Raw genomic sequence first — 11,575 nt, forward strand, 5'->3', positions numbered from 1 at the left:
TATAAATTCATTATACCAAATGCAAAGCATTCCTAAGTGGAAAACTCCTCGCCCTAATTTAAGTTGATTTAAAATGCCTCGTCTACGTTGAAATAGAAGCCTCTTTCACCGTCGCCAAAGCCCATATCTAAGCGCAAGTTAACGCGGCTTTTTACTTCAAAGCGATACCCAAAACCTGCGTTTGGTAAGATTTCTTGGGAGCTGAATTGTTCAACCTCTGGCGCTACTGCGCCTGCACCTAGCCAAAATACCATGCCATGTCGGCCGGGCAGGTCCCAACGGTATTCGGCTTGGCTCATGAGCATTTGTTTGTCGCGATAGCGGCCAGTGGCATAGCCGCGCAGGGCTGAACCGCCACCCACAGTAGACAACATATGCCAGGGCACGTCACCGTTGGTGAAGCTGCTTTTAAATTGCCAAGCAAATACGCTATCCCTTGGGCCCATCTGTAGGTATTCGCTGTAGTTAAGGTTTAAGGTGCGAAAACTTTCACTGCTGCCAAAAGAAGGGTGGTAAAAGCCAGCATCTAGTTCTATCAAACGCCCGTTGTAAGGATTCCTCACCACGTCGCGCGTATCGTAGTTGCCTTTAAAGGTTAATCCCACCGCAGTGGAACTTTCATCAAGTATCGAGCTATCAACCAAGCTATCGTTGGTCTCAATGTTATTGGCCTTGGCGTAACTAAAATCAAAACCGCCACCAATAAATGACGAATCCGCCACCCGTTTTAACAAGGTGGGGCGCACTGAAAACTGACGATGATTGAAGTCGACCTTGTTATCACTTTGGTGATTTTCTTGATAACCCACACCATAAAACACGTCGGGAGCGTCGGCGATTTCTGCATCAACATAGAGCCGCCATTGGTCTTCTTTTAAGAAGCTGCGATTATCAATCACCACGCCGATAGAACCGTTTATTGAGGCAAAGCCGTTAATCACCAATGACGAGGTTTGGCTAACCTGATCATCTTTATCGACTTGATATAAACCAATTGCCGATATCCCCACACCCAAAGACATTTCTGGGTTGTAAAAGGGACCTGGCAACACGCTAAAGTCGATGGGTTTAGTGTCGTCATAACCGCCATCTGCGCCAAGTTTATCCAATATATTGTCTACCCAGCTAGGCTCGCTATTCTCTTGTTCGCTGGGTTCCAGCATGTCTGATGCGCTTACCACACCAGTAAAGCCGAATAAGACAATTAGCGTTAGATTACGCAATGGCTTCATTTAGTTGACGGTTCCTTGGTCGAAGTGAGCTTGTAGCTCTATTTCATCCTGTAGCTGATTAAAATGACTAATCGCTAAAAATTTACGGTTACTAAAGCCACTTTGCCAAAGGTGTTTAGGAATATGGCTAAAGCTGCCTTGGAATTTGGGTGCCACTGTTAGCCACTGCTGAGCAACCCCGGCTAGATCAATACCATAAACTGTGGCTGGCAGTGAAAGAGGTAAGGGGCTTAGGCGCTTAGCGTAAAGAGGCGCTAATAGTGGCCAGCTTTCATCCGCTTGGGCTAAGGCCTGTGGCACGATGTAAGGCGCTTGTTGCTTGCCCAATTGGTAGTGACGTTTTAACAGCATAAATTTACTGGGTAGGGCGATATTTGAGTCCCACCAATGTCCATCTATAGCATCAAAAAAGGCATTGGTTTGCGCTTTAGAAACCGGGTGTAACTGGGTAATAGAGGCCGATAGCCATTGTGTCATGTGCTGGTTGTATAGCTCGCGACTCATGACTAGGTTGTTCATTATCAAGGCCAAACCTATTTTTGCGCCAAGCATATTCGAATAAAGATCTTCGGGTGAGTAGGCAGACACCGTTTCAGACCACGGTTTCCAGCTGCGATAGCCATGCCATTGAGCAATTTCATGGGCCTCCGCCATTGAGTAAGCCATACGAGCCGCCAGCTGTGCCGCTAGCTCTAGGCGTTGCTGTGGACTTAGCTGGTCGATTGAAAAAGCCTGGAAACGTAACTCACGAGGGCCAATCTCAGGCGGCAGCTCAATACTAAAAGCTTGGCCAAGCTGCGGGTAAATGCGTTGGAACAGCGCCACGGTGTTGTCGGCGGTATCTCGCACGTGCGCTAAGTCAATAAAACCGCCGCGTAGGGTATAGATTTGGCCGTTGTTTTCACCGTGTCTGCGGCCGTTAGGCTCGCCACGTTGCAAGCTCCAAGTACCGGCCTCGTATGCGTGTGGGCCTATTTCATCCAGCGATAAAGTATTAGCGTAGCGAAACATAGGCACTTGTATACTGCCTACTTTCACTTTGTGGTTGTTGCCAAATGCGCAGCAGGGGCGCACGTCTTCAGGCATTCTCGCTAAGCTAAATTGCAGAGGCGTTTGCTGGCTAAGTACCACCATATCTGGCTGTTCAGTTAAGGCTGCAGCTACGGCATCATCACTAGGGTGGTTGCGGCTTTGCCAGTCACTAGACGAGCAAGCGCTAAGCGTACTCAACAGGAGCAAAGTAATCAGCGTTGTAAGGCGCTGCTGGGCTGCGATGGCAAGCCTATTAATAAAGTTTGGCATTATTGAATAAATAACTCGATAGCTTGGCTAACTGTGGCAGGGTGCTCATTGCTAATGTTATGAGGCGCTTCAGGAATCACCACCATGGGGGCATCCAAATAGCGGGATAATTGCTTGCCTTGCTCCAGCGGAAATACGCGGTCATTTTCACCCCAAACTAATAGGGTGGGTGGCATTAATTTGGGATCGACTTGCGGCGCGAGCTGATCGCGATAGCTGGGTAAGCTATCAATCAGTTGGCGCTTTTGCTCTTGCCAAAGGGCGAAATAGCGTTGATAGATTTGCTCATCAATGGCGTGTGGCAATGGAGGGAAACGGGTGAATACGCCTTCGAATAAGTGGCGCATTTGTTGGCGGTTTTCCGGCACAAAAATGTCTGCTGGTTGCTCGCGGTCAAAACGTTGGCTTAACTCTGCTAAGTTTTGGTCACTAATAAAAGTGCCAGGGCTGGCAAGTATCACCGCCTTCTCAATACCTTGTTGGTTTGCCATCATGTCGTAAGCCACTAAGCCGCCGTAGGAAATGCCTACCAAGCAGTAGTGTTCAACCCGCAGCTGGCTGAGCAGTTGATTTACTGCTGCGCGCTGGGTGGTGATGTTAGCGGTGCCTTGGCTGAATGAGTCACCAAACCATGCTAAATCGGGAGCAATAATGGTGTAGTGCTGGCTAAGCTCTAGCATCATGGGTAGCCAAGTGGTAGTAGCGGTGCCGCCAAAACCATGCAGCATCACTAAGGGTTTACCCTGACCACCTACCCAGTAACGCAGTTCTCCGCCTTCGGCTAGGTGCAGCTCACTTTGGGTGAACCCCGCCTTGTTAAGCTGTGAGTTATCAAGTTGTTCTTTCACTGACAAAGCCGAGCAGCCGCTCAAGCTCACTGCCAGCAATACAGTGAGTAACCAGGGTTTTAGCTGAGCTAAGTATGTCACTAGAAACGGTATCCTAAGCCCAGCATAAAGCTACTGCGCTTGCCAAAACCGACTTCGAGTAAGGCATCAACATGTTCTGTGAGTGACATTTGCCCACCAATCAGTGCATTCCAACGCTCTTCTAAGTGCTGGGTTACGGTAAACTTACCGCCAGAGGGCAGTGGCGGTGGCAGGTTAATGCCTATGTCATCTAAGTTACCGCTAAAGGTTTGCTCTACGTTTTGATACATTGCGCCACCCCAAACCTGGATGTCGCGGCCGCCTGTTTCCCAGCGGTATCCCACTCGTGGAGTCACTACAATAGTGCTAATCTCACCGTCAAGTATGTCTAAATCGGTATTGGTGTAGTTCACATCGAGTAAGGCAAACCAATTGTCTATACCACCAACCAAGGTGGTACCTGCGCCATAGGTAATACCACTAAACTCAAGATTAAAATCAAAGGCCGGGCCGATAGGATTTCCTGCCAGATTCACCTGTACGTTGGCAACACTGCTGCCTTTGGTTTGGCCTAATAGCCCATATACATTGAGGAATGGCAGTACCCAAACATCACCACGTAGGGTGAGCGTTTCCGATTCTTGAATAGCGTGGCTACCATCAACGCCCACTAAGTTATCAATAACATCACCTAAACCAGAAAACGCTACGCTATCTACTATTAGTGGCTGCGACATGCTCATGTAATTAATGCTAAAGCCATAAGGCTTTGGCAATTTATGACCTAAATCGATGGCTTCTTGCGCCCAAATAGGAAAGTAAGCATCGTATTGCTCGGCTTCAGGAGTGGGTTCTAACACGCTTTCCGCAACGCTTAGTAATGGGGATAGCAAGGCCGCAGCAATAAGGCTGCGCAACAAGTTGAGCATTTTCATTTACAAGTGAGTCTCAAATAACACGTTAATAAAACTAAGCAGCGATCGCCAAAGTCACCTTGCGAGCAAAGTGTTTACGTCCGTGTTGTTTGGAGGGTGGTGCGTTGATAGGTTCGCGCACAACAGATCCTGAAAGGCTTACAGGTTCTTTGCTTAAAAATAAGTCGGCAAATGGTATTTAAGTTCAAATCCGATTGCAAGTAATTACTCTAATTGTTGGTTTTGCATTCTTGGCGTTAAAGATTATGATGGATATCACATTAATATGCGGCGCTAACCATAAGGAGATGGGATGCCAAACCACAAGACCCACCATCAACTTATTCAACATAGTCACGTATTTGAACGTTTAAATAATGCTCGAGCGGTACTGCACAATAGCGTTAATTTAGGTGAGCAGCTGGGTTTTGCTCGTTGGTCGAACTGTGACGACCGTACCTCTTACCTAAAGCCTGAGCATCATACCTTGAGTGTTTACTTATCTGGCGGTTACCGCACTAAACGGGTGTTCGGTAAACAACAGCTAGCTGGTGGGGCACCTGGAAAACTGTGCTTAATGCCTGCAGGGCACGAGTCTCACTGGCAAGTTGACGGCGAGTTGGGCTTTGTTCATCTGTATTTTAGTGACCTTGATCTAAGCCGCAGTGTGGAGCAAGTGTGGAATAAAGGAGCCAGCCAAATACAGCTGCAAGATAAAACCTTTATCGACGACCCCGCAGTAAACAGCCTAATTCAGCAATGGGCCTTAAACCTTAATTGGCAAGATAGCGGCGATCGGCTTGCTTTGGACCAAGTGAGCCAATTGCTGCTTGGTCATATTGTTAAACATTACGTTGATAAAGCACTGCCAAGTTTGGTCATCAAAGGTGGATTAGCGCCTTTTCAATTACAGCGCTGTAAAGACTATATAGAAGCCCACCTAGCCGAAAACATAAGCCTTAATCACCTGGCGCAGTTAGTGGATCTCAGTGACTACCATTTTGCGCGAATGTTTAAACAAAGTAGCGGGCTTAGCCCACATCAATATTTAAGTACACGCCGAGTAGCAAGGGCTAAGCGCTTATTGTTAAATGAAGAGTTGAGTTTGGCTGAGATTGCCTATCAAGTGGGGTTTTCTTCGCAGGCGCATTTTAGCGCCCGCTTTAAGCAGCTTACCGGCCTTAGTCCAAAGGCATATCGACTATCCAGACTTGGTAAGTAGCTAGGTTTAAATAATGACCGGAAAGTCTTGTTCTGGATGGCGTAAAATCTGTGCTTGGTAATCAAATACTTGATGAATATTTGCTTGGGTGAGTACTTTTTCTGGCTCGCCATCGGCACACATTTCACCGTGTTTTAGCAACAAAATTCGTTGGCAGTAGCGCGACGCTAAGTTGAGATCGTGCACCACACTAATTACCGTTGCCCCTTGTTGACTCAATTTTGAAGCATGCTCCATAAGCACTTGCTGGTGGCTTAAATCTAAGGCACTGGTGGGCTCATCGAGCAGCAATATTTGTTGCTCCACTGGGGTAGTCGCCAGCTGCGCGGTGACTCGCGCATAGTGAACTCGCTGTTTCTCGCCTCCAGAAAGCTGCGGGTAGGGCGTATCGCGGTAATGCCAAATATCCATCAGTTCTAATTGCTGCTTAACCACCACTTGCTGCTGTTGATAGCTAAGCTTGCTGTTCAGTAAACCTAGCGCCACTACTTCACTCACGCTAAATGCAAAGCTGAGTTCAGAGCTTTGCGGTAGCACTGCCAAGTGGCGGCTTAGTTCGGGTTTATCCCAGGCTTCACGCTGTTGGCCAAGAATATTTATCTCGCCGCCGTGTTGTTTTCTATCACCACAAATCAATTTAAGTAGCGAGCTTTTACCAGCGCCGTTTGCGCCTAACAACGCCGTATGTTGGCCGGCATGAAAGTTCACCGACAAATCACTAAATAGCTGCTTTGAACCTAAAGATAACTGAATATTACTGAGTTGAATGCTGTTTGAATTGCTCATACTGTTTCCTAGGCTATCCGTTGGCGTTGCTGCAATAGCAAGAAGATGAAAAACGGTGCGCCAACTAGCGCGGTAACAATGCCTACTGGCAATTCGGCTGGGCTTATCACTAAGCGTGAAATCAGGTCAGCCAGCAATAGCAAGGCAGCGCCCAATAAGGCACTAAAAGGAATTAAACGTTGATGGTTCGGCCCCATTAACATGCGAACCAAATGCGGCACCACTAAGCCAACAAAGCCGATTAAACCCGAAACAGAAACGGCTATGCCCACCCCTAAAGCAGTGAAAAAGATCAATTGGCTTTTTAACTGCTGCACTTTAATGCCTAAATGGCCTGCTTCGGCTTCGCCCAGTAGTAACGCATTCAAAGCCTTGGCTTTGCGCATAAACACCACACACAAAATAACTAGCGTGACAGAAGCCAGCGCAATGTTGCTCCAGGTTGCGCCGGCTAACGATCCCATTTGCCATAGGCTTAAATCTCTTAGCATTTGGTCGTTAGCCAAATAGCTGAGTAGGCCAATACCGGCACCGCTTAAGGCGCCAATGGCAATACCTGCTAATAACATCATTACCACCGAGGTTCCGTTAGGCGTGGTGCCTAAACGGTAAACTAAAATGGTGGTCACAAAGCCGCCGATAAAGGCAAAGAGGGGGATGGCTAGGGCGCTAACAAATTCAGGTAATTGCCAATCTAGCAAACCAATTAACACAATGGCCACCGCCGCGCCTGCTGCGCTGCCACTTGATACACCAATAATGCCGGGGTCAGCTAAAGGGTTACGAAATAAGCCCTGCATTACCGCGCCACACATGGCTAATATTGCGCCAACAGCAATGCATAATAAGGTGCGCGGCAAACGAATACCGGTCACCACTAATTGGTAATGCGCAGGGGCGTCGCTAGCAAACTCAAAAGGTAATAGCGCCACTAAGGCATCGCTCACGGGAATGCTCATTGGCCCTTGGGTAACCGATAGTAAAGCTGTGGCGAGTAACAGCAATAAAGCCGCGGGCATTAGCCAACCGGAAAACACTGAGCCATTGGCTGATTGTGGAGAAAACAAAGACATTAACAAAACCTATTAAAGCACCAGTAGCGGTTAAGCTGCTGGTTAAAATCACTTTTAATTCAAGCTAGCGCTTAAACGAGAAATCTAATTATTGTAAGCGCTGAGTGAGTCGCACCGCTTCATCTATGCTTGCCAAGCCTAAGCCACCCACCAAAGCATGTCCATCAATAGCAAAAATCGCTTTATTTTTTCCGGCTGGTGTCGCGGCTAGAACGGGGAAGCTGCTTAACACACCATCTACGCCACCTAGCATCTCCAAGCTTCGTTGGCTAAATAACAATAGCTCTGGTTGCATCGATAAAATCGCCTCATCAGACAAAGGTTTATAGCTGTTGATATGTGGTTTGGCTAAGTTTACCGCACCGGCCAGTTCCATAATGCTATTGGCGGTGGTCTCGCTGCCTGCCGCAACTAGCTTTTTGGCGTCATGGCTTAAAAAGAATAAAGTATTAGCAGCTTTAGCTGTTTGAGCTTGCTGTTCTAGCTGGTTTAACTGGCTGTTTAACTGAGCTTGTAAGTCCTCACCTTGTTGTGGGTGTCCCATTAATTCCGCCAATTGTTTAATGCGCAGTTGTAGGCTCTCAATGGTAGATTGGCTATTGAGCTTATGCACCGCAATACCGGCTTGTTGCAGCTGAGCAATACTGCTATCTGGGCCCATTTCGTCACTACCAATAATGCTGTCTGGTGATAGTGCTAATAGCCCTTCGGCGCTTAATCGGCGGTGATAGCCCACTACCGGCAGCGCCATATCGCCTGGTAATTCACTGGTAGAATCTACTGCAATTAGCTGCTGCTGGGCGTTTAAGGCCACAATGATCTCAGTAATATTGGCACCAGCACTGACCACTCGCTGCAGCGGCTCTGCTTGCACGCTAGGGCTGATAAGCAAATTAAGGCCAACAAAGGCAGAAGCTAAAAACGAGGCGTGGCGCTTAATCATGATTCTTTATCCATTAAAATTTGAGTGGTCTCAATGTTCTGTTGCTGTAATAGCTCCAGCATTTTTAATAAGTGCTCTACTGGCACTTGGCGCTCGCTGGCCAAGCTAACAGTGGGTTTATCTTGGTCATTAGTTTGCAGCAGCAGGGCAGATTCAAACTCATTAAAGTGTTGATAGCGTTGCTCGCCCAACCCCCAAATAGGATTGCTTTGAAACAAACTTAACTGAATGCTTGCAGGCTCGGTGGCTAGGCTTGTTTGGCCTTGCTCGGTAGTCGGCAAATCCATATCCATTTGATACACCCGCGAGTTGGCAGTGAGTAGCAAAAACACCAATACAATAAAAATGATATCTAACAAGGCGGTTAAGTCGGGCACCATGCTAAAGCTGTTGTGCTGTTCTTCTACGCGGATCATGCAGGCGCTTGCTCTAGCTTAGGTTCAGCCGCTGTAGGGTGAAATGCTGATAAAGTACGTGCATCATCGGCTAGGGTATTCACCCCTTCAATCATCAGGTTTGCTTGGTTAATAATGGTTTCTAGCTCATGAATAATTCGCTCTTTCCACAAACTTAAGCCGTGGGCAAAGGCTAGCGCTGGCACGGTCACTAATAAACCGGCAGCGGTGGTATACATGGCGGTTCCCAAACCTTGCGACAAGGTAGCGGGGTTAACTGCTTGCTCGCTAGTCGCCAAGGCATCAAACATTTCGATTAAACCCAGCACGGTACCGAGCAGGCCAAGTAGTGGGCTAATTAAGGCCAAAATGTGTAAGGCTTTTAAGCCTCGTGCTAGCTTTTGTTGCTGTTGGCGTAACCATACGGCGGCTATTTCTTCGCGCAGGGCTTTGTTTTGATTTTTGTGCACTAGCAATAAGCAAATAGCCTTTCGGGCTAAGCTATTAGAGCTAGAGAAACATTGTTTGTTGTCTTTCTTGCAGCTGCCTTTCTCGCTAGTTAACAAGTGTGTTGCTTGTTTTAACCAGTCTCGTTTGTGGTTGCTTATGTGGGTATAAGCAAGACTTACGATTCGCTCAATAATAATGGCGCAGGCCAGCACCGAACAAAATACAATCGGCCAGCGTAAGTCGCCTAGCTGCTCGGCGGTAATAATATTGCTAACAGCGCTTAGCTGGTCGTTAGAGAGGTTTTGCATAGGGTTAACTCAACTTAAATCGAATAGGAATAAGGGCGCGAGAGGCCTGTGCTTGGCCGTCTACCATTAGCGCTTTAAAGCGCCACTTTTTTACCGCTTTAAGGGCGGCTTTATCTAAGCTTTTCACCCCAGAGCTGGCGTTAATTTCTCGTTTGGTTTGTTGGCCTTTAGGGTCAAGCCATACTTCAACCATTACTGTACCTTCTAAACCGCGCTTTTTAGCGAGGCGAGGATATACCGGTGCGGTAGGCGGTTTAGCAAAGCGCGGTTGGCTGTTTAAGCGAGGCTGCTGAGCCAAACCAGAATCCACTTCAACCTTACTGTTTACTTGGCTAGCGGCGGCAGGCGCAGGGTTTAGCTTTTCAGTAACAGGCTCGAGCTTATCATCTGGCTTTGCTGCGAGCTCAAGGGGTTTTGCCAACGTCTTTTCAACTTGTTCCTGTTGCGTCGGTTGGGTTGGAGAGGGCGCTGGTTTAGGGCTTGATTTGGCAATTTGGCTTTCACGTTTACTGTCCTTGGCAACAGGAGGCGCTATTGGTTGTTTTACAGGCGCAGGCTTAAGTGGTTGGGTGTTTACGGTTTCCACTGGCGCTACGGTAGGCTCTGGTTGTACTGCTGGCGCAGGTTCAATAGGAGCCGGTTCTGGCACTAGCTCTTTTGGCTCTGCGGCAGGTGCAGCAACAGCGGTACTAATAGCCACAATACTCAAACTTGGCGCAGCGTTTTGCCCGCCTGCACTTAAGCTTATTTCTCTAGGTTCGGGCTGCTTGTAGATAAAGTAGCCATGAATAGCCGCCGAAATAAGCACGGCCAAACTAAGCTTCCCCATTTTTTGCCCTTACACGGTTAATTCTTAAAAACTGCGCTTAGAATAATGGCAAATAAAAAATAAGTAAATACAAATGATAATGATTTGCATTTGATTTGAGGCTGAGTTAAGGTAATTTCATCTTTAGTTCTTCAGCTTTACGCTGGTGAAGACGCAAGTAGTAACGGTAGATAGGAGAGTTAAATGGCATTAACGCTAGCCGAAGTGGTAGAGCAACATAGCGAAATGAGTGTGGCTCAATTGGCAGAAAAAGCGCAATGCAGTGAAGCCGAAGTGGTAGAGCAACTTCCCCAAGAATGGGCGTGTTGGTTACCTAACGAACAGCTTCAATGGCTAATGTACGACTTACCCAGTTGGGGGCCATTAACCACCATTATTCAAGTGGCAGGCTCGGTATTTGAAATAAAGGATAATTTTCCAAGTGGTAAGCCTGGTCATGGTTATTACAATTTAATGGATAAACAAAGCCACCTACATGGCCACTTAAAGCTTGAAAATATTGCTAGCATTGCCTTAGTGAGCAAGCCTTTGCGCGGTGTAGAAAGCTACTGTTTCCAGTTTTTTGATGATAATGGCGCCACAATATTCAAGATTTACCTAGGCCGAGATCGCAAACGCGTTTTATTGCCGCAGCAGGTAGAGCGTTTTGAATTATTGAAACAGAAAATGGCACTAACGGAACTAGAGAACCAACAGTAATGATTGATAAAAAAGAACGCTTGGCATCACGCCTTGGCCCAGAAATCGCCGAATTTATTGCTAAGCAGCAGAGCATATTAATTGCGTCTATGGGTGAAGATGGTTTTCCACACAGCTCATACTCGCCGTTTATTAGCTACCAAGGCGCGTTTTACATATTGATTAGCGATATATCTAAACATGCTGATTACCTGCGCGCCCATAACAAAGCGGCAGTAATGCTTATTGCCGACGAAGCCGATACCAAGCAAATTTATGCGCGCAAACGCTTAAGTTACGACGTAATAGCTAAGCAAGTCGAAGACGAACCACGTGAGCAAGTATTGGATTTACTTGAGCAGCGCCATGGCGAAATAGTGGGCAACTTACGCCAACTCGCCGATTTTAAATTATTCGCATTAACGCCAGTAAAAGGGCGTTATGTAAAAGGATTTGGTCAAGCCTTTGATATTCAAGGTCTTGATGATGTCGATTTTGTGCACTTGAAGGAAGGGCATAAAAAGCGAGCTTAAGGGCTCGTGGGTTTACACCCGTTGGGACTTAGCTGTCCTTG

Annotated in this window: 13 protein-coding genes; 3 read left to right on the forward strand and 10 right to left on the reverse strand. The window is 47.2% G+C overall.

Going from position 1 to position 11,575, the window contains the following annotated elements:
* Window positions 1-68: 68 nt before the first annotated feature.
* From Q4592_RS04670 to Q4592_RS04685, 4 genes are read right to left on the reverse strand one after another with little or no spacing between them, the layout of a single operon-like run.
* On the reverse strand, window positions 69-1,232 hold the full coding sequence (locus tag Q4592_RS04670; protein WP_303510372.1) for a BamA/TamA family outer membrane protein: 1,164 nt from the start codon (window positions 1,230-1,232) through the stop codon (window positions 69-71).
* Window positions 1,233-2,534, reverse strand: coding sequence for a DUF4056 domain-containing protein (locus Q4592_RS04675; protein WP_303510374.1), 1,302 nt, complete (start codon window positions 2,532-2,534; stop codon window positions 1,233-1,235).
* Window positions 2,534-3,463 carry an alpha/beta fold hydrolase gene (locus Q4592_RS04680; RefSeq protein WP_303510376.1) on the reverse strand — a complete coding sequence of 310 codons (930 nt, stop codon included), beginning with the start codon at window positions 3,461-3,463 and terminating at the stop codon, window positions 2,534-2,536. Before Q4592_RS04680 ends, Q4592_RS04675 begins: the two co-directional genes overlap by 1 nt.
* Window positions 3,463-4,338 carry a virulence protein gene (locus tag Q4592_RS04685; RefSeq protein WP_303510378.1) on the reverse strand — a complete coding sequence of 292 codons (876 nt, stop codon included), beginning with the start codon at window positions 4,336-4,338 and terminating at the stop codon, window positions 3,463-3,465. Before Q4592_RS04685 ends, Q4592_RS04680 begins: the two co-directional genes overlap by 1 nt.
* Window positions 4,339-4,630: 292 nt before the next feature.
* Here Q4592_RS04685 and Q4592_RS04690 point away from each other — a divergent pair, with 292 nt between their 5' ends.
* A complete protein-coding gene (locus Q4592_RS04690) occupies window positions 4,631-5,539 on the forward strand; it encodes a helix-turn-helix domain-containing protein (protein WP_303510380.1) in 909 nt (302 codons plus the stop codon).
* A 6-nt stretch (window positions 5,540-5,545) separates the two neighbouring features.
* Here the strand turns inward: Q4592_RS04690 and Q4592_RS04695 are convergent, their stop codons facing one another.
* The 6 genes from Q4592_RS04695 to Q4592_RS04720 form a co-directional block, all read right to left on the reverse strand.
* The gene (locus tag Q4592_RS04695) at window positions 5,546-6,325 is read right to left on the reverse strand and encodes a heme ABC transporter ATP-binding protein (RefSeq protein WP_137671889.1); all 780 of its coding nucleotides are present in this window, start codon (window positions 6,323-6,325) and stop codon (window positions 5,546-5,548) included.
* Window positions 6,326-6,333: 8 nt separating this feature from the next.
* The gene (locus Q4592_RS04700) at window positions 6,334-7,344 is read right to left on the reverse strand and encodes an iron ABC transporter permease (RefSeq protein ID WP_303511291.1); all 1,011 of its coding nucleotides are present in this window, start codon (window positions 7,342-7,344) and stop codon (window positions 6,334-6,336) included.
* Between the two features lie 142 nt (window positions 7,345-7,486).
* Complete coding sequence (locus Q4592_RS04705; protein WP_303510386.1) at window positions 7,487-8,341, reverse strand: hemin ABC transporter substrate-binding protein; 855 nt, start codon at window positions 8,339-8,341, stop codon at window positions 7,487-7,489.
* Complete coding sequence (locus tag Q4592_RS04710; protein ID WP_303510388.1) at window positions 8,338-8,757, reverse strand: biopolymer transporter ExbD; 420 nt, start codon at window positions 8,755-8,757, stop codon at window positions 8,338-8,340. Before Q4592_RS04710 ends, Q4592_RS04705 begins: the two co-directional genes overlap by 4 nt.
* Window positions 8,754-9,494: a MotA/TolQ/ExbB proton channel family protein gene (locus Q4592_RS04715; RefSeq protein WP_137671885.1), complete on the reverse strand. Its 741-nt coding sequence runs from the start codon at window positions 9,492-9,494 to the stop codon at window positions 8,754-8,756. The genes Q4592_RS04710 and Q4592_RS04715 overlap by 4 nt, the downstream gene beginning before the upstream one ends.
* Before the next feature lie 4 nt (window positions 9,495-9,498).
* Window positions 9,499-10,323 carry an energy transducer TonB gene (locus Q4592_RS04720; protein WP_303510392.1) on the reverse strand — a complete coding sequence of 275 codons (825 nt, stop codon included), beginning with the start codon at window positions 10,321-10,323 and terminating at the stop codon, window positions 9,499-9,501.
* A 183-nt stretch (window positions 10,324-10,506) separates the two neighbouring features.
* Here Q4592_RS04720 and hutX point away from each other — a divergent pair, with 183 nt between their 5' ends.
* Together hutX and Q4592_RS04730 are read left to right on the forward strand one after the other, a co-directional pair.
* Window positions 10,507-11,022, forward strand: coding sequence for a heme utilization cystosolic carrier protein HutX (gene hutX, locus Q4592_RS04725; protein ID WP_303510395.1), 516 nt, complete (start codon window positions 10,507-10,509; stop codon window positions 11,020-11,022).
* Window positions 11,022-11,534, forward strand: a complete 513-nt coding sequence (locus Q4592_RS04730) for a pyridoxamine 5'-phosphate oxidase family protein (RefSeq protein WP_137671883.1) — start codon at window positions 11,022-11,024, stop codon at window positions 11,532-11,534. The genes hutX and Q4592_RS04730 overlap by 1 nt, the downstream gene beginning before the upstream one ends.
* The last annotated feature ends 41 nt before the right edge of the window (window positions 11,535-11,575 follow it).

Source organism: Agarivorans sp. 1_MG-2023 (assembly GCF_030548385.1).
GTDB lineage: Bacteria > Pseudomonadota > Gammaproteobacteria > Enterobacterales > Celerinatantimonadaceae > Agarivorans.

Bases quoted from the DNA above. Each gene is read 5' to 3' on its own strand.
- Q4592_RS04710 (WP_303510388.1), bottom strand. From the start codon at position 8,757: ATGATCCGCGTAGAAGAACAGCACAACAGCTTTAGCATGGTGCCCGAC.
- Q4592_RS04690 (WP_303510380.1), top strand. From the start codon at position 4,631: ATGCCAAACCACAAGACCCACCATCAACTTATTCAACATAGTCACGTA.
- Q4592_RS04675 (WP_303510374.1), bottom strand. From the start codon at position 2,534: ATGCCAAACTTTATTAATAGGCTTGCCATCGCAGCCCAGCAGCGCCTT.
- Q4592_RS04715 (WP_137671885.1), bottom strand. From the start codon at position 9,494: ATGCAAAACCTCTCTAACGACCAGCTAAGCGCTGTTAGCAATATTATT.
- Q4592_RS04670 (WP_303510372.1), bottom strand. From the start codon at position 1,232: ATGAAGCCATTGCGTAATCTAACGCTAATTGTCTTATTCGGCTTTACT.
- Q4592_RS04705 (WP_303510386.1), bottom strand. From the start codon at position 8,341: ATGATTAAGCGCCACGCCTCGTTTTTAGCTTCTGCCTTTGTTGGCCTT.
- Q4592_RS04695 (WP_137671889.1), bottom strand. From the start codon at position 6,325: ATGAGCAATTCAAACAGCATTCAACTCAGTAATATTCAGTTATCTTTA.
- Q4592_RS04700 (WP_303511291.1), bottom strand. From the start codon at position 7,344: ATGCCCGCGGCTTTATTGCTGTTACTCGCCACAGCTTTACTATCGGTT.
- Q4592_RS04685 (WP_303510378.1), bottom strand. From the start codon at position 4,338: ATGAAAATGCTCAACTTGTTGCGCAGCCTTATTGCTGCGGCCTTGCTA.
- Q4592_RS04720 (WP_303510392.1), bottom strand. From the start codon at position 10,323: ATGGGGAAGCTTAGTTTGGCCGTGCTTATTTCGGCGGCTATTCATGGC.
- Q4592_RS04730 (WP_137671883.1), top strand. From the start codon at position 11,022: ATGATTGATAAAAAAGAACGCTTGGCATCACGCCTTGGCCCAGAAATC.
- hutX (WP_303510395.1), top strand. From the start codon at position 10,507: ATGGCATTAACGCTAGCCGAAGTGGTAGAGCAACATAGCGAAATGAGT.